Source organism: Cytobacillus oceanisediminis 2691, assembly GCF_007678455.1.
Lineage (GTDB): Bacteria > Bacillota > Bacilli > Bacillales > Cytobacillaceae > Mesobacillus > Mesobacillus oceanisediminis_A.
In genome coordinates this window covers 144,898-160,201 of record NZ_VEEP01000004.1, presented here as the reverse complement: position 1 = coordinate 160,201, position 15,304 = coordinate 144,898, and the positions used below count along the sequence as shown (strand labels likewise).

Below are 15,304 nucleotides of genomic sequence, written 5' to 3'. Positions count from 1 at the left end.
CCGGCTTTTACTTTTTGTCTCTTTTATAAAAAGGTGTAGCTGAAACAGCAGCTTTCAAGCGTTTGCCGCGGATTTCAACTTCTACTTCGTTGCCTAACTCAGTTTCCTTTGTATCAATGAGTGCAAGCCCGATGTTCTTTTTGAGCGTTGGGGATTGCGTTCCAGTGGTAACCTCACCAATCCTGACATCCCCTTTATAAACAGGGTAGCCATGGCGCGGAATGCCCCGGTCGATCATTTCTATGCCGACAATCTTTCTAGGCAGGCCATTTTCTTTTTGCTGCTTTAGCGCATCTTTTCCAATGAAATCAGCTTCTTTGTTAAGCTTGACCGCAAAGCCAATCCCTGCTTCAAGCGGGCTGATTTCCGGCGACAGCTCCTGGCCGTACAATGCAAGGTTCGCTTCGAAACGAAGTGTATCCCTGGCACCAAGACCACATGGGATGACGCCATCTTCTTTGCCGGCCACAAGAATTTCTTTCCAGAGGCTGACCGCGTCATTGGAATCGCAGTAAATTTCGAATCCGTCTTCACCTGTATACCCTGTACGAGATACAAGCGCCTTCTTGCCGTTCAGATCGACTTCTTCACTGAACTTGAAAAAGCCAATAGTGCCGAGATCATGTTCCGCGGACAGCTTTTGAAGGATCCCTTCGGCCTTCGGTCCCTGTATAGCAATCTGGGCCATACCTTCGGATAAGTTTTCAATTTTCACATTACCTTCAAGGTGTTTCTGCATCCAATCGTAATCCTTTTCAATATTGGAGGCATTCACTACAAGGAGGTAATGGTCATCTTCGATTTTATAAACAAGCAAATCATCCACAGTGCCGCCGTTCTCATAACACATGGCTGTGTACTGGGCACCGCCGTTCTTAAGCTTTGAAACATCGTTTGTCATCAATTTTTGTAAGTAATCCAGACTATCGGGGCCCTTCACCTCGATTTCCCCCATATGGGAAACATCGAATAAACCTGCTTTTGTTCTTACTGCTTCGTGTTCTTCCTTGATGCTTGAAAACTGGACAGGCAATTCCCAGCCGCCAAAATCAACTGTCTTCCCGCCATATTCCTTATACACTTCAAAAAGCGGTGTCCGTTTTAATTCCGTCATTATGTATCCCCCTTCGTCTCCGCCAAAATATCAGTTTACATCCATCCCAGCACCATTCTTGACAGCGCATTCGGTCAAGAAAGCAGAAAAGGACAGAGCACCCCCTCTTAATCTGAGAAGGTCTCTGTCCTTTCACCTGAAAGTTTACCTTGTAAAGGCTTTCCCCTTTGGTGGCTTACACATATGGAAGCGCTCTCCAGAGATGCGTCAAACAAGAGTTCTTTTGCCTGAGAGATTCACAATTTTGCTTGCTCCTTCGGCGCTACCGGAGTAGTCTCTCCCCTTGTTGTCATCCGCATTTATATTATTTTCACATTTGGGCATGCTAGACGTTATTACCTATGTCTGCAAACTGATGCTTTCGGCCATAAAGTGACAAATTTCAAAACATTCAAAAGCTACCTTCATCCTACCATTAGAAAGGCGATTTGGGCAATATTTTTTATATTAAAAGAGGTGGATAAAATGACCGTGCAAATTAACTATGATTCTCTCTGGCAGGACGAAATGGCTGAAAGAATTGAGAAGGACGGACCCTGGGGAAATTGGGAGCTGTATAAACTTGCCGTCGAAATAGAAAAACATACCATTATCCCTGAATTTGAAGGTCTCCAGGCACCAGTTCATCTTCCCGAACTAACCCCATTGCCGCATCAGCTTGAAGTGGCAAAACAGGTTGTCGAAAATATGAATGGAAAAGCGATCCTTGCTGATGAAGTGGGACTGGGGAAAACGATCGAGGCCGGATTAATTTTGAAAGAATATATGATCAGGGGACTGGTGAAAAAGGTCCTGATTTTAGTCCCTGCTTCGCTGGTCTCGCAATGGGCAATGGAATTGAACACCAAATTCCATATCCCCGCAATCGCCCAGAAGAAAAGCTATGTGTGGGAGCAATGCGATGTGGTGGTTTCTTCGATTGATACAGCCAAACGTGCCCCTCACAGTGACATCATCAACAATTTAAATTATGACCTTATCATAATTGATGAAGCTCATAAATTGAAAAATAATAAAACAAAAAACTATGAATTTGTCCAAAACCTAAAAAAACGGTTCTGTCTGCTGCTGACCGCAACTCCAATCCAAAACCGGATCGAAGAAATATTTAATCTTGTATCTCTGTTGAAGCCCGGTCATCTCGGCAGTGAAACAGCGTTTTTTGACAAATACAAAAAGGATGCCCGGTCTGTCAATGATGATGAGCATCTGAGGGAACTTGTGAATAAAGTGATGATCCGCAACAGGCGTTCGGATACCGGAATCGAGTGGACAAAGCGACATGTAGAAACCATTCCTATCCATTTTTCCAATGAGGAGAGGGCTTTATATGACTCAATCATGGACTTAAGAGGTTCTGCTGGCGGTCTAGCCTCAAGCCAGTTCTCGCTGATGACTCTCCAGCGTGAGGCTTGCAGCAGCAGGGAGGCGGTTTTTTATACACTGAGAAATATGCTGCAGCGGCAGGAAAACCCCTCCGTCGGTTTCCAAAATACGATTGCCGAGCTTATCAAACGAGTGGAGGCAGTAACAAAAAACTCCAAAGCCGAAAAAGCACTTGAGTTGATCAAACAAATTGATGACAAAGTCATCATATTTACCGAATATCGGGCCACCCAGCTTTACCTTCAGTGGTTCCTTAAGCAAAATGGCATCACCTCAGTTCCCTTTCGCGGAGGGTTCAAACGCGGTAAAAAGGACTGGATGAGAGAACTCTTCCAGAAGAATGTCCAGGTGCTGATCGCGACCGAGGCTGGGGGCGAAGGAATCAACCTGCAATTCTGCAGTCATATCATCAACTTTGACCTTCCCTGGAACCCAATGAGACTGGAACAAAGGATCGGCAGGATCCACCGTCTTGGACAAGAAAAAGATGTGAAAATATACAACTTCGCAACGAAAGATACGGTTGAAGAACATGTTATGAAACTGCTTTACGAGAAGATCAACCTGTTCGAAAAAGTGATCGGGGAACTTGATGATATCCTGACAAAATTGGAGTTTGGCAATATCGAAGACCACTTGGTTGATATCTTCGGAAAGTCTTCATCAGAGGGGGAAATTCGAATCAAGATGGAAAACTTGACATCGATGATTCAGTTCGCGGAAGAAATGAAGGGGGAAAATCAGCGTGCAGCAACAGGAAATCCATAATTTTCTGGAAAGGTATTTCACAGCTAATAATTGTGAACTGATTGAAAATGACAAAGGATACATGACTGTCCAGCTCACCATAGAGCTTGATAAGGAATTAATGAACCGTCCGTTTTACTGGCATTACCTTGAGAAAACTGGTGGAGTACCGAATCCAATGAAGCTGACCTTCATTACTGACAAACAACAGGCTCCAGATGATTTGAAAGGGGAGATTGTCCATTTTGGTTCTCCCCGTCTTCATCAAATCTTTGAATCGACCAAGAACCTTGCCGGCTTCATCCGGTTATATGAAAACAATCACTACCCTGCACAAACTGCTTTGATTCCCTGGATCGGAATCAATATAAAAGTATCTTATCAATGTGACAGAAAACGGGATGTTTTCCATTCTATTGGACTTCACCTGATCAACGGCAGGATGGTAGAAAACTTTCATGAACGTTTATTGACCTTGCCTTTAACAACAAAAATACCTGATTATGCCTATACGCTTTCTCCTTTAATAAAGCCAAAGAGCGGCGTAAACAGGATCCAGGCTTATTTGACATCCGATATCGAGCAAGAGGACCATTCCTGGGCAGCGGATGCGCGAAAACGCTGGCAGAAGGACCTCGATTTACTTCATCATTTTTACGAAGATGCAGAAGAAAAATCCGATAGTTTTGAAACAGAAAAAACAGCTTTAAAAGAACAATATGAACCAAAAGTCCAACTATCCATCATCAATGGCGGACTGTTTTATTTAACTGAAAACGCGATTAAGTGAAACTCAGGAACTGCCTGCAAACAGAAAAAGCACATAGTAAAGCCCGGCTTATCATTCTAGCCGGGCTTTAAGTCATTTGTTCTTTTTCTTTTTCACTCCGGACATCAGCATAAATGGAAGTATACCGAACCATCTGAATAAAAAGGTCGCCTCTGCTTCCTTTTTTGCCTGTTTGATTTTCCGTCGTTCCTCTTTTGGCTGGTCAATATATTTCACAACGGTCTGGGTAAGGTATTTTACGTAATCATTTGTTTTCATGGTTACACCATCCTTCATACGTTATCAAGTATAACCAGGTGTTATTTTTTCATACGCTGGATGATGCCATCGACAATTTGCTGAATTGTTTTCTCAGAGGTATCGATTTCAATTCCCGCTGCTTCACGATACAACGGAAGTCGGTTCATGTACAGTGATTCAGCTGTTTTCATTTTGTCCTTTCTCAATAAAGGCCGGGAATTGTCATCCTTCAGTCTTTCCAAGATGTTTTCAAGGTCTGCATGCAGATAGACAACATTCACTTTTTCCTTTAGATACCGTCTGTTTTCTTCCGATCCTATGATCCCTCCTCCGGTTGCAATAACGGCATCGTTAGAAGGCATTGATCGCAGCACCTCAGACTCCAAAAGGCGGAACTTTTCTTCCCCATCTGCAGCGAAGATCTCATTAATCGACTTCCCTGTTCTTTTAACGATTTCCTCATCTGAATCATATACTGCCACATTCAGTCTCCGGCCCAATTCCTGAGAGACAGTCGTCTTTCCTGAACCCATGAACCCAATTAAATAAATTGCTCTCATATCTTTAATCCCCTGTCAGTTCTTTTCCCTCCATTTTATCATCATGCCCTTTTCCTTGTCATATTGGCCAAAACCGACCCCTTTTTCTCCGCTGTCGAGCTCAAGGGTGAATGTCACTTCATCGACGTTGGCAGATAAAGACTGGGTCAGGAAGCCAACTTTTCCAAATTTATAATACAGTAAACCGCTAGCGGGCAAATTACCTTCCCTTAACAAATGCTCAGCTTCTTTGATAGAGCACAGCATATAATATTCTTGGAGCCGAATGCTATTCGTTTCTTTGGCAAACTTTTTCTCTGCGATATGCTGCTCTGTCAAAATCAACAGAAAGAAGGACATCAAGAGTAAAAAGATCATCGTTAATGGATAGATAAACCCTTTTTCATTTATGGCTGAACACCCCCGGTTTGAATAAACTGGTGGACTTTAACCGAATAGTGGGTTCCATCCAGAGCCACTGCATTTATCATCACGCCATCAGCAATTTTTTCAAAAGTAAAGCTTGAAAGGTTCTGCATTAAAATCTCGTGTCCTTGGTAATCCACTCTCCTTCTCATGCTGGAACCGTACTTTTCGTAAAGGATAAATTGGCCATTGACTTTCAATAACAGCTTATCAGGCTGGACTGTCAGCTGTTCAGCAGTACGAATTTCCTTTCTTGCCTGGCTGCTGAAAACTTCCCATTCCATCCTTCTTATTCCCTTTTCAGTGACACTATCATCAAGGATGATTCTAAACCCTAAAGGAAGCATTGATGTAATCAATAAAAACACCACCAATGATAAAAGCATCTCCAGCATGGTAAATCCCAGTTCATTCAGTCGAGGAACATTTTTTTTTATGTTGCTGGTCGCTTTCATAATGAACACATACCTCCCATGCGGACTCATTTTCATCCTTTGTCACTGTCACTTCATACTGATTCCCGTTTTGAGTAATCCAGTCTCTTCCAGAAGCTGATCCCGCAACTTTCAAGTACATCAGTTCGTCAAATAAAATAGAGCCTGCGTCTCCCTCGGTCCTTACATCTGCTGTCTTTCCCATCACCACAATTGCCAATGGGAGCAAAACCGCACTGGCCATTAGAAAGGCAGCCAAGGACAATAGCATGTCTGCCAGGAAAAAACCGTGATCATTCTTCCACAACATAAAATCGACCCTTCCCGATCAGGAACATCATCCGAAACTTCTTTGATCCGGCAGTAATATAGATAGAGCCGAAGCTATCGATATTCCCATCCGGCATATAGTGAAACAGTAACTGCATTGTCCCTTTTTTGACTTTTACTTCTGGTGAATAATATCTTTTGACCAGATAAGGCGATCCATAATCGGTACCGCGGATATAGTAGTGATTATACTCTGGCATCAAGTGGACAGTAATTTGTTCCTGATGGGAAATAGCATATTGCTGGCTGTACAGGAGGTCGGATTCAAACTGGGTGAAGAAAAGGTCCTTTGCGAGGATGTCATTATGCGGAGTAAAAAGAAAGGCCGTTGTACTAGTGAGCACCAGGAAAGCTGATAGGACTATGAGCATTTCAACCATGGTGAATCCGCCGGAGTTCTTTATTTTCCAGATCATGATGCAGATTTCTGGACAGTCCCGTCGGATAAAATCTCGATTTTTGTACCATCAGGACATGCGGCATCAGGGCTTTTTAGATATTTTTCGTCATTTAGCTGCTGAAAAGTAGGAGTGACTTTCTTATCCATCTTATAAGCTTGTACCTGGGCTTCTACAAGTTTTATATACCCCTCGCAGCCTTTCTTGTTGATATTATTATTATGCGAAGCAATATTCGGCACCGTAATGATTAATAACACAGAAATGACCAATAGCACGATCATCATCTCAATCAGGGTAAAACCCTTTTGATTTTTCATTATTCATTTCTCCTTTTTATAACTAATTGACCTGATTTAAATCCCTTTCATCATCTGGAACATTGGCAGCAGGATAGCCAGATACAGGGAGATGACCAGCAGGCCAATGAAGCTGTATAACACTGGCTGCACCGTTTTCATTGATTTCTCCATTTTTTCTTCAAGTTCTTTAAGGCAATGCCGGCTGTAAAAATAAAGCTCCTGATCCAGCTTTCCATTCTTTTGACCGTGTCTGATGATTCTTGGCAATTCAGCTTCAAAGAACGGATAATCACCCACCGCCCTGTCAAAATCCTCACCAGCTGCCAATTTCAAGATAATATCCTTTCCGATTTCACTTGAAAATGGTTCATGGTGAATTTGCTCAAAGACCTTTAAGGCATCGTGAACCGGAAGCCCTCCTGAAAACAGATAGCTTAGCTGGACTGCGAAGGAATGGGAATAAAGAAGTTTGATCAACCCGCCTGCAAACGGAAGCTTCACCAATTTCGTTTTTTGTTGTAAGACTGGGAGTTTCCTGAATTTCATTTTGTAATAGAGGGTTAGCAGCACAGCGAGGCTGAGAAGAAAATAAAATAGGAAGGGAACAATGTCATCAGCAGCACCAATGGCTGCCATAAAAATATTCGGTGCCATGTTCATATCCGAAAAAAGAGAGGTGAATTTCGGCAGCAACACCTTGCTGACGAAGAAAAATAAGATGAATGTGAGTGCTGCCAGGAACAATGGATAAGCGGCCAGCTTTTTCAACCTCTGATAATCGGCTTCACGTTTCAATACCATATCTGATCCTTCAGTGACCGCATGGGCCAGCCCGCCGTGCTGCTCGGCAAAATAAACATAGCTGATCAAATCTCTTTTGAAATTTAATTCAGCAAGGATTAAATATAGAGGAAAGCCTTCACGCAGCTTATCGAGACTTCTTTTGATATCCGCTTTCCTCTTCATCTCCAGATGGAAAGTCATCGATTCAATCGCTTCTGCTAAAGAATATCCCTGCGAAAGCAGCTCCCCTGTCCTTTTCAGGAATCTGGCCTGTTCTGCGACAGGCCACTTATTCTCCTTCATTTAGAACCCACCTCTGGTATTCCGATTCCTTGATAAATCCGAGAGCGATGCCTTTCTTGATAGCATCTTTGAGCGTTTTGTAGTGGTAATTCTGATGTTCACCTTTTGCTTCCTTCAATACAGCAGATAAATCCCGTCCCGTAAGAATTTCAAACACATTTCCTCTTTTGCCGCTTCCTGAGGAATAGCAAAACGGCGAGCATGCATCTTCACAATAAGGACATGTCAGTTCAACAAGCCTTTGAGCGGTAACTGCGATCAAGGTCTGTTCGATTTCAAGCCAATTGACCCCGAATTCAATCAGCCTGTAGATCGCTCCCCTTGCATCCCGTGTATGCATCGTAGTCAGCACCAAATGCCCAGTCAAGGATGCCCTTATCGCTGTCTCTGCAGTCTCCTTATCCCTGATTTCCCCGACCATAATGATATCCGGATCATGTCTGAGGATTGCCTTTAAGCCGGCAGAATAAGATATTCCGGCCCGTTCATTGACCTGGACCTGAAGCACTGATTCACTCGGTTTTTCAATGGGATCTTCGAGTGTGATGACGTTGCGATTAACCATTTCCGATGTTTCGGACAGCATAGAATACAATGTTGTGGTTTTGCCGCTGCCTGTAGGGCCGGTAAAAATAATCAGACCATGTGCATGTTTTAAAAGGGAAATTAATTTTTTCGATGTGGATGGGAATAATGATATTTGGTATGAAGGAATATGGTTTTGTTCGGGAAGGAGACGTATGACCATGCTTTCGTTCTGGTAGGCTGGCAGTGTGGAGATTCTCAAACCAATTTTTCGATCGTGGTCCTGGTAAGTAAAGGCTCCACTTTGCGGCCTTCTCTTTTCGCCTATATCCATCGAAGCGGTGAATTTAAAATGGGAAATGAGCCGTTCGCAATCAACCTGTTCTAGGGTGTACCGGGGCAGAAGCTGATTGCCAAACCTGAATTTTACCAGGGTGTCTCTCTCTCGCGGGATAATATGAATGTCCGAAGCGCCGCTCTTTAAAGCATCTTTTAAAATATTTTCCGCCAATAGTTCAATTGATTTTACAATAGGGATGCACCACCTTTTTTGTTATACAAAGGGATTCTACATAGCACTTCCTGTTCCTGCGAAAAAAATGGAGTAAATGTGTATAATTAGTGACAGTTCGATTCATAATAACTACCGTACCATCAATATCCTCATCATTGGGCTATAGCCAAGCGGTAAGGCAACGGACTTTGACTCCGTCATGCGTTGGTTCGAATCCAGCTAGCCCAGCTATTATTGGATTTTATTCCAAAAAAAAAAAACGGAAGCATTCCTTCCGTTTTTTTATTTGGCGATTTTTTTCAGCGCATCAGGATTGAATCCAACAATTAGCTTTTTCCCATCAGTCAAAATTGGACGCCTTAGAAGCTTGGGTTCTTCAATCACAAGATTGATCACTTCTGAAAGTGATAATTCATCGACATTAAGTTTGAGATTTTTAAAGGTTTCTCCCCTGGTCGCAAGCAGTTCATCGACGCCTTCTGTCGTCAACGTCAATATCTCCATCAATTCCTTCTGGTTTGGGGTATCTTTGAACAAATGACGTTCATTGAATTTCACGCTGTTCGAAATCAGCCACTTTTTCGTTTTACGACATGAAGTACAGCTCGGATAAGAAAAAAACGTCAGCTCTTCCATTAAGGTTACCTCCTGGCGAACAAAATTATCTTCTGAATACATTGTATAACCTTTGTATAAGTTTTGTATAGTATTTTGTCATCATTTCGCCATTTAGTTGTGAACATTTTCTAAACATATAGTGTAAACAGTGTAAACCTTATTTTCCCTTGTATTATAATGAAGGCAAATTAGTGGTCTGAGGTGAAATAAGGTGGAGCAAACATTAAAAATTACAAGTGTTTTGTCTGATCCAACGCGTTATTATATTTATCAATACATCACAAAAAGGCATAAAGATGTGACTGTGCAGGAAATCGCCGACAATTTTGAAATTCATCCCAATGTAGCAAGGCTGCATTTATCAAAGCTCGAAGACGTGAACATGCTGATTTCGGAGACAAAAAAGACTGGCAAGGGGGGACGCCCTAGCAGGCTATACCGCTTGTCAGACGAAGTCATCCAGCTGCATTTCCCATTCCGTGATTATCAGCTGCTGTCAAAAATCGCCATGACGACAATGATGTCACTCGGTGAAGCCGGAAAGAAGGCTTTGTATCTGACCGGAAAGCGATTTGGCACAGAACTCATGGAACAGGAGATGTCACGTCACCCGCAATTGTCAGAAGAAATGACGTTTGAACATAAACTGAACTCAATTAAGAATGCTGCCACGCTTGCTGGTTTCTATCCAGAATTTGAACCTAATAGTGAGAAGACAAAAATTTATTTCCAGATTTTCAACTGCCCTTTCAAGGAAGTTGCCATGGAGCATACTGAAACGGTGTGCAATATGCATTATGAGTTTTTGCGGGGAATGTTTGAATCCCTGTTTGGGGAAATTGAACTGATTGAAAAAGAAAATATGTTCACAGGCTGTGATTCTTGTTCATACCAGGCTGTTATCGCACAATAATCAATCCTTGTTTACTTTTCACTCCACTTTACTTTATAATATGATAGTGATGGACATGTAGGGTAAAGGAGGGATATCTTTGGATCGTATGTACAGAGTTTTAGGATTCTGGACGGGAATCTTTGCTGTCATGTTTTTCTTGGGTGACATGTATACAACGTCCTTGATTTTCTTTGGTCAAACTGGATTTTTCTTGCTTTTAAGTTACTTGAAACTGTCTGAGCGTATGTACATCTACGTCTTCGGCGCATACTTAACGGTTTTCTTTGCAGGTTTTACTTACTGGTCAACATTTATGATGCCACTAGGTGGAGCTGGACATTGATCCATTGTGCACGCTCAATAAAAAAAGCGATGGTCATCCATCGCTTTTTTTATTTCTTAGAATAATTTTTGTACCGATTCCCCCAGGCCCTTCCCCTGGATGACGACATCAAATGACTGGCTGATTCCGCCCGGGAGGATCAGGCTGCGTATTGCACGATTTCTTTTGCTTGCCTCGGAAAATGGATTCGGGTCTTGATGCTGCCCTAGTTCATCGAGGATGCCAGCAGCAATCAGGAATTCATCCTGCCTCATTTTCTCCAGGAATTCCAAACCGAATGATTCACCGATATCTTTGAGAGCATCAAAATGCACGTGGCTGGTGAGGTCCATTTCGCCGGGATGCTCCAGGATGTCATGGTACATCTGATGATTGTAATAGCCTCTTAAGCTCCCCTGTCTCCGTGATGGATGCATCCATTCATCCTTTGTATATCCGTAATCCACCGTCACCAATAAGCCTTTATCCAGTTTTTTTGCTATCGAGTTAATGAATGGTTCCATGGCAAGTGGAATTTCGATCCTTTGTCCTTCAGCAAGCACGAATTGCTGATCATTAAGAAATCTAATAATCCGTTCATCCGAAACAGGAACTTTTATTTCTTTCAATTGATCATCCTCGCTGGCAACAAAGACCTCGTGCACGATGCCTTCAATCTTTTCAACGACATGGACAGGAAAGGCATCAAATAACTCATTGGAAAAGATCATTCCCTTATGCATTTCTGTTTCTGCATATGTATCACCATGTACGATGATGACATCTTCAAGCCCTGCCAGCTCTGCATTCTGCAGACTTCGATGATAAGGACTTTTTTCAACAATATAATATGTCAGTGTTTCTGCGTTCATTTCCTTCCAACCTTCAATGAATGCCCGTGCAAAACGGCCGTTTCCAGCTCCGATTTCACAAACAGATGGCGGAAGGCCGAAATCACTCCATTTTTTCGCATACCACTTCCCTATTAATTTGCCAAACACATCAGATACATTGCTTGATGTGTAAAAATCCCCTTTTTTTCCGATTTTTTGGCGTTCCTTGATATAATAACCTTCCTCTGGATGATAGAGTGCAAGCTGCATATAGTCCGCATATGTGATCATCCTTTTTGGCGAGACTGCAATAAACTCTTTGATTATTTCTTTCATAATGACTCCTTGAAAAAGGTTTTCACTATTGACATAGTGTATTCTTTATTATAAAGTTTTACTAGTAGCTTAACTATATCCCCTCCCATGATATGAATAGAACATCCCCCAGAAAAGCCCTTCTCAGTCGAGAAGGGTTTTTCTAGTTTTCAAGCCCAATTTTTCAAAAATTAAAACCCATTCAAAAATGGATTTGAGTCCATTTCCATACCAATCGTCGTTGCTGGTCCATGACCAGGCAGTACCTCGGTTTCCTCAGACAATACCAGCAGTTTATCGTGAATGCTTTTGATTAACTGGTTATGGTTTCCTCCCGGCAAGTCTGTTCTGCCTATGCTTCCCTGAAAGAGGGCATCACCGGCCAGTACAAAATTCGCCTTCTGGAAGTAAAAGGATACACTCCCCGGTGAATGCCCTGGTGTCTCCAAAACTTCGAACTTGAAATTCCCGATGGACATCTCACCTTCATCTTTGAACAAATGGTCCGCTGCTCTTGCTTTGATTGGCTCGTTCAGCATAAAGTGTTTCGATCCATTAAGTGCAGGATCGGTGAGCCAGTCTTTTTCTTTTTCATGGATAAAGACCTTTATGCCATACTTATCCCTTATTCTATCAACTGCACCGATATGGTCGAAATGTGCATGTGTCAATACAATCGCTTCAGGCTTGAGTTCGAGCTGTTCGATCACCGCAGTCAACTTCCTTGGGTTTTCACCAGGATCGACAATCAGGCATGAATGACTTTCATCGTAAACGACATAACAATTCGTCTGCAAAGGACCCAGAGGGATCTGTTTCCATTTCATTGTAAGCAGCCTCCGCTTCTTTTTTGTAATATGTATATTTTTATTTTACACTAATGTTAGACAAGTTTTAAGAATTTATAAGAAAGCATAAGCCGGGAAGGGTGCTCATGAAATTTTCGGATTGAGGATAAGGAGAAAACAAATGAATTTTGTCATTGCAATGGAAGCAAACTCTTTTATTGAGGAGTTGTCCGATTTTCAGGAAGTACTTTTGCAGGTTGCTCCACCGCATCTAATTTATGAAAATTACTATATATATTTCGAACAAAAGGATGCAGATGAAGCGATTGGGTTACTCAGGGAAGCTGAATTGCTTGAATCAACACATCAACTGGTTAAAACAGAGGGCCATGCAGGAGAAGACTTTTTCGACTATGGTTTCCATGTGGATGGCGCAACCTATTTATTCGCTGATGAACTGTCAGCGTTCCAAATTTTGGATGGCACCGGCATTCAAATGGAGATGGCCCTGATTCAGTTGGAGGAACATCTCGTATTTAAGGCTGCAAATGGAATTTATTTTGCGGCAAACCACTATACTGAACTAATAATGGGTATAGTAAAAGCATATGGCGTGAAAGTTGAATTTTTAGACCTCGACAAATGGTGTAAAAAAATATAAAATAAAAAACGAGTGTATGCTTGTCATTACATACAGGCTGCCGCCTAAATTACAACCAAACATTTTTTCAAAAAACAGACTTATTGTCTGCCTAATTTATGAAGGGGGCTTTATCATGGGATTGGCAATTATCTTCGCTTTAGTTACTCTGCTAGCCGGTTACGCAACTTTCTCGGCACTTAAAAACAAGAACATTCTTGGAATCGTATTCGGCGGAGGAACATTCCTCGTTATTGGCTGGTTCACGGTCATGACAGTCCTTAACCACGGATTCCCGACAGCACACTAATCGAACCACAATAAAAGACCACCTTTCACAGGTGGTCTTTTATATTTGTTACATATTTCAAGCTATTGCTTGAGCAATTCGTTAACCCTGTTGACTTTATCCTCCATCTTTCTTTTTACATCCCGTCTGTCATCAATCCGGATATTAGTGGCCACCCGCTGAATGCCCTTATTGAACGGCGCTTCATGGATTGCCTGGACCACTTCAAATAAAACAGGCAGCTCACCCTCAATCAATGTATTCATGGGAGTAAGTTGATAACGGATTTTACCCTGCTCTTCATAATTTTTTAGGATCCGCTGGATATCAGCCACATAGGAACTGACACTTGGTGTCTCAGTTCCGATTGGAATCACTGTTACATCTACAATTGCCATCTTAATCTCTCCTAGCTGAACAAATTATTGAACGAGTTCAATGATCTCCTTCGTATCGATATTCATCACTCTTTCTAACTGGAAACCATACAGGCACATTTCACCGGAAGGCGAGCAGGAAAGTGGTTCATTTGCCAGTTCAGAGAAAACCATTTCCTCTTTATCCTCCCCAAACTGATACCTCATCAAGTCAAACCCGCCATCATAAAGATCTGCCTCACCCTGCTCCTTTGCCCGCAGATACATAAAAGCCTTTCCATCATCCATTAAATCATAAAAAGGAACAACCCATCCAGAAAAAGATGTCAGCAAAGGAGCGGTTAAACTGCCAGCAGAATGGATCCCTTCCCTGGTGAAGGTGTATAATCCCAATCCTGGATTTTCGCCTTCAGCTACCTCGATGGTCAATAAATACTTTCCTAATGAATCAAATTGATACACGTCCTCAAGCAATGTTTTAGAATGATTCCCGCTGATAGAAAAAGACTTCAACGGCGCCTTTAACGATATTTCATTCTCATCCCATTGTTGATATACAAGCATATCCTCCGAAATCCACCTGACAAAAGGCTCAGGCAATTGGAGTTCTTTCAGGCTGTTCTCCTTTAAATCCAATAAATATGTGTTGAAATCCCATTCTTCTGTAAAAGCAGAAACAATAAGTAATTCGTCATTGAAAGGATTCCATTCAAAGGTCAATTCATATGATTCAATTTTCCCAGAATATAATTCCTTTCCTGATAAATCGATGACAGTAAGAACCCCTTCTTCAGATGCGGAACTGTGAATCATTACCTTATCCTTTTTGGGACTGATCTCAGCCGTGATGATTGGCTGGCCGCTTTTGTACAGCATTGTCGATTGTCCTGTTATAAGGCTGTAAGAATAAAGGATTGAACTGCTTTCGTTTTTATTTGAAATATAAAGTATCTCTGTATTACTCAGCCATCCTGAAGCCTTACTAAATTCCTCTTGCACGCCTAGCTTGATCGGAATGACCTCAGATCCTAAAAAGGATATCCCTGGAGTTTCTTTTATACGCTCAAGGCTGTGACTGGCATCTTTATGGAGGGATACATCCAGCAGCTGAGAGCACCCGGAAAGGATGTATGCAGAAGTGGCGATTATGAGCACAATCCATCTGACATAAGGTGTTTTATATGTATTTTCCTTCATTTGCTGCACTCCTACACCACCTTTTTGACAATGTATATATCTGTACGTTAAGAACAGCTAAATGTTTCAATGATTTTCGAAAAATCCAATAAAATTTACATTTGTTACCGCCATTGATGATAACATACACCTCTTTAGGTAAAAACTCAATTTTAAAAAACACAAGTCAATTTGATTTTCTTTGCATAACAAAAACCTG

Annotated in this window: 21 protein-coding genes, 1 tRNA gene and 1 riboswitch; of the genes, 7 read left to right on the top strand and 15 right to left on the bottom strand. The window is 41.9% G+C overall.

Annotation, left to right across the window (positions count from 1 at the left end):
* Positions 1-7 precede the first annotated feature (7 nt).
* Positions 8-1,114, bottom strand: a complete 1,107-nt coding sequence (gene gcvT, locus FS736_RS09940) for a glycine cleavage system aminomethyltransferase GcvT (protein ID WP_144476318.1) — start codon at positions 1,112-1,114, stop codon at positions 8-10.
* 205 nt (positions 1,115-1,319) lie between these two features.
* Positions 1,320-1,407, bottom strand: a riboswitch (glycine riboswitch).
* A gap of 172 nt (positions 1,408-1,579) precedes the next feature.
* Between gcvT and FS736_RS09935 the strand changes: the two genes are divergently transcribed.
* Positions 1,580-3,268 (top strand): DEAD/DEAH box helicase, encoded by a 1,689-nt coding sequence (locus tag FS736_RS09935; protein ID WP_144476315.1) that lies wholly within the window; start codon positions 1,580-1,582, stop codon positions 3,266-3,268.
* Positions 3,246-4,037: a YqhG family protein gene (locus FS736_RS09930; protein WP_144476312.1), complete on the top strand. Its 792-nt coding sequence runs from the start codon at positions 3,246-3,248 to the stop codon at positions 4,035-4,037. Before FS736_RS09935 ends, FS736_RS09930 begins: the two co-directional genes overlap by 23 nt.
* 72 nt (positions 4,038-4,109) lie before the next feature.
* Here FS736_RS09930 and FS736_RS09925 read toward each other — a convergent pair whose 3' ends face one another.
* Genes FS736_RS09925 through comGA form a run of 9 tightly spaced genes read right to left on the bottom strand, consistent with a single transcriptional unit; the run spans position 4,110 to position 8,828 of the window.
* Complete coding sequence (locus FS736_RS09925; RefSeq protein ID WP_144476310.1) at positions 4,110-4,295, bottom strand: YqzE family protein; 186 nt, start codon at positions 4,293-4,295, stop codon at positions 4,110-4,112.
* Positions 4,296-4,336: 41 nt separating this feature from the next.
* Complete coding sequence (locus FS736_RS09920) at positions 4,337-4,837, bottom strand: shikimate kinase (protein WP_144476308.1); 501 nt, start codon at positions 4,835-4,837, stop codon at positions 4,337-4,339.
* Positions 4,838-4,852: 15 nt separating this feature from the next.
* Positions 4,853-5,176 (bottom strand): competence type IV pilus minor pilin ComGG, encoded by a 324-nt coding sequence (gene comGG, locus FS736_RS09915; protein WP_251665102.1) that lies wholly within the window; start codon positions 5,174-5,176, stop codon positions 4,853-4,855.
* Positions 5,177-5,223: 47 nt separating this feature from the next.
* On the bottom strand, positions 5,224-5,637 hold the full coding sequence (comGF, locus tag FS736_RS09910; RefSeq protein WP_260983584.1) for a competence type IV pilus minor pilin ComGF: 414 nt from the start codon (positions 5,635-5,637) through the stop codon (positions 5,224-5,226).
* A 13-nt stretch (positions 5,638-5,650) separates the two neighbouring features.
* Complete coding sequence (locus FS736_RS09905; RefSeq protein ID WP_144476299.1) at positions 5,651-5,986, bottom strand: hypothetical protein; 336 nt, start codon at positions 5,984-5,986, stop codon at positions 5,651-5,653.
* Positions 5,970-6,422 (bottom strand): competence type IV pilus minor pilin ComGD, encoded by a 453-nt coding sequence (gene comGD, locus FS736_RS09900; protein WP_144476296.1) that lies wholly within the window; start codon positions 6,420-6,422, stop codon positions 5,970-5,972. Before comGD ends, FS736_RS09905 begins: the two co-directional genes overlap by 17 nt.
* Complete coding sequence (gene comGC, locus FS736_RS09895) at positions 6,419-6,724, bottom strand: competence type IV pilus major pilin ComGC (protein WP_144476293.1); 306 nt, start codon at positions 6,722-6,724, stop codon at positions 6,419-6,421. Before comGC ends, comGD begins: the two co-directional genes overlap by 4 nt.
* Before the next feature lie 36 nt (positions 6,725-6,760).
* The gene (comGB, locus tag FS736_RS09890) at positions 6,761-7,792 is read right to left on the bottom strand and encodes a competence type IV pilus assembly protein ComGB (RefSeq protein ID WP_144476290.1); all 1,032 of its coding nucleotides are present in this window, start codon (positions 7,790-7,792) and stop codon (positions 6,761-6,763) included.
* Positions 7,779-8,828, bottom strand: coding sequence for a competence type IV pilus ATPase ComGA (gene comGA / locus FS736_RS09885; RefSeq protein ID WP_313959715.1), 1,050 nt, complete (start codon positions 8,826-8,828; stop codon positions 7,779-7,781). The genes comGB and comGA overlap by 14 nt, the downstream gene beginning before the upstream one ends.
* Before the next feature lie 159 nt (positions 8,829-8,987).
* Between comGA and FS736_RS09880 the strand changes: the two genes are divergently transcribed.
* Positions 8,988-9,059, top strand: a tRNA-Gln gene (locus FS736_RS09880).
* Positions 9,060-9,113: 54 nt separating this feature from the next.
* On the opposite strand, the gene FS736_RS09875 is transcribed toward FS736_RS09880, so the two are convergent.
* On the bottom strand, positions 9,114-9,467 hold the full coding sequence (locus FS736_RS09875) for a Spx/MgsR family RNA polymerase-binding regulatory protein (protein ID WP_144476285.1): 354 nt from the start codon (positions 9,465-9,467) through the stop codon (positions 9,114-9,116).
* 193 nt (positions 9,468-9,660) lie between these two features.
* Between FS736_RS09875 and FS736_RS09870 the strand changes: the two genes are divergently transcribed.
* Together FS736_RS09870 and FS736_RS09865 are read left to right on the top strand one after the other, a co-directional pair.
* Entirely contained in the window at positions 9,661-10,362 is a 702-nt protein-coding gene (locus tag FS736_RS09870) for a helix-turn-helix transcriptional regulator (protein WP_144476282.1), read from the top strand.
* A gap of 79 nt (positions 10,363-10,441) precedes the next feature.
* Positions 10,442-10,687 (top strand): DUF2626 domain-containing protein, encoded by a 246-nt coding sequence (locus FS736_RS09865; protein WP_079509735.1) that lies wholly within the window; start codon positions 10,442-10,444, stop codon positions 10,685-10,687.
* Between the two features lie 56 nt (positions 10,688-10,743).
* Here FS736_RS09865 and FS736_RS09860 read toward each other — a convergent pair whose 3' ends face one another.
* Positions 10,744-11,835: a class I SAM-dependent methyltransferase gene (locus FS736_RS09860; RefSeq protein WP_144476279.1), complete on the bottom strand. Its 1,092-nt coding sequence runs from the start codon at positions 11,833-11,835 to the stop codon at positions 10,744-10,746.
* Positions 11,836-12,005: 170 nt separating this feature from the next.
* Positions 12,006-12,641, bottom strand: a complete 636-nt coding sequence (locus tag FS736_RS09855) for an MBL fold metallo-hydrolase (protein ID WP_144476277.1) — start codon at positions 12,639-12,641, stop codon at positions 12,006-12,008.
* 142 nt (positions 12,642-12,783) lie between these two features.
* Between FS736_RS09855 and FS736_RS09850 the strand changes: the two genes are divergently transcribed.
* On the top strand, positions 12,784-13,263 hold the full coding sequence (locus tag FS736_RS09850) for a hypothetical protein (RefSeq protein WP_144476274.1): 480 nt from the start codon (positions 12,784-12,786) through the stop codon (positions 13,261-13,263).
* A 115-nt stretch (positions 13,264-13,378) separates the two neighbouring features.
* Complete coding sequence (locus FS736_RS09845) at positions 13,379-13,552, top strand: DUF2759 domain-containing protein (RefSeq protein ID WP_144476271.1); 174 nt, start codon at positions 13,379-13,381, stop codon at positions 13,550-13,552.
* A gap of 62 nt (positions 13,553-13,614) precedes the next feature.
* Here the strand turns inward: FS736_RS09845 and FS736_RS09840 are convergent, their stop codons facing one another.
* Both FS736_RS09840 and FS736_RS09835 read right to left on the bottom strand, forming a co-directional pair.
* The gene (locus FS736_RS09840; RefSeq protein ID WP_144476268.1) at positions 13,615-13,929 is read right to left on the bottom strand and encodes an MTH1187 family thiamine-binding protein; all 315 of its coding nucleotides are present in this window, start codon (positions 13,927-13,929) and stop codon (positions 13,615-13,617) included.
* Positions 13,930-13,953: 24 nt separating this feature from the next.
* The gene (locus tag FS736_RS09835) at positions 13,954-15,105 is read right to left on the bottom strand and encodes a YqgU-like beta propeller domain-containing protein (RefSeq protein WP_144476265.1); all 1,152 of its coding nucleotides are present in this window, start codon (positions 15,103-15,105) and stop codon (positions 13,954-13,956) included.
* Positions 15,106-15,304 lie beyond the last annotated feature (199 nt).

Bases quoted from the DNA above. Each gene is read 5' to 3' on its own strand.
- gcvT (WP_144476318.1), bottom strand. From the start codon at position 1,114: ATGACGGAATTAAAACGGACACCGCTTTTTGAAGTGTATAAGGAATAT.
- FS736_RS09935 (WP_144476315.1), top strand. From the start codon at position 1,580: ATGACCGTGCAAATTAACTATGATTCTCTCTGGCAGGACGAAATGGCT.
- FS736_RS09925 (WP_144476310.1), bottom strand. From the start codon at position 4,295: ATGAAAACAAATGATTACGTAAAATACCTTACCCAGACCGTTGTGAAA.
- FS736_RS09920 (WP_144476308.1), bottom strand. From the start codon at position 4,837: ATGAGAGCAATTTATTTAATTGGGTTCATGGGTTCAGGAAAGACGACT.
- comGG (WP_251665102.1), bottom strand. From the start codon at position 5,176: ATGTCCTTCTTTCTGTTGATTTTGACAGAGCAGCATATCGCAGAGAAA.
- comGF (WP_260983584.1), bottom strand. From the start codon at position 5,637: ATGCTGGAGATGCTTTTATCATTGGTGGTGTTTTTATTGATTACATCA.
- FS736_RS09905 (WP_144476299.1), bottom strand. From the start codon at position 5,986: ATGTTGTGGAAGAATGATCACGGTTTTTTCCTGGCAGACATGCTATTG.
- comGD (WP_144476296.1), bottom strand. From the start codon at position 6,422: ATGATCTGGAAAATAAAGAACTCCGGCGGATTCACCATGGTTGAAATG.
- comGC (WP_144476293.1), bottom strand. From the start codon at position 6,724: ATGAAAAATCAAAAGGGTTTTACCCTGATTGAGATGATGATCGTGCTA.
- comGB (WP_144476290.1), bottom strand. From the start codon at position 7,792: ATGAAGGAGAATAAGTGGCCTGTCGCAGAACAGGCCAGATTCCTGAAA.
- FS736_RS09875 (WP_144476285.1), bottom strand. From the start codon at position 9,467: ATGGAAGAGCTGACGTTTTTTTCTTATCCGAGCTGTACTTCATGTCGT.
- FS736_RS09860 (WP_144476279.1), bottom strand. From the start codon at position 11,835: ATGAAAGAAATAATCAAAGAGTTTATTGCAGTCTCGCCAAAAAGGATG.
- FS736_RS09855 (WP_144476277.1), bottom strand. From the start codon at position 12,641: ATGAAATGGAAACAGATCCCTCTGGGTCCTTTGCAGACGAATTGTTAT.
- FS736_RS09850 (WP_144476274.1), top strand. From the start codon at position 12,784: ATGAATTTTGTCATTGCAATGGAAGCAAACTCTTTTATTGAGGAGTTG.
- FS736_RS09845 (WP_144476271.1), top strand. From the start codon at position 13,379: ATGGGATTGGCAATTATCTTCGCTTTAGTTACTCTGCTAGCCGGTTAC.
- FS736_RS09840 (WP_144476268.1), bottom strand. From the start codon at position 13,929: ATGGCAATTGTAGATGTAACAGTGATTCCAATCGGAACTGAGACACCA.
- FS736_RS09835 (WP_144476265.1), bottom strand. From the start codon at position 15,105: ATGAAGGAAAATACATATAAAACACCTTATGTCAGATGGATTGTGCTC.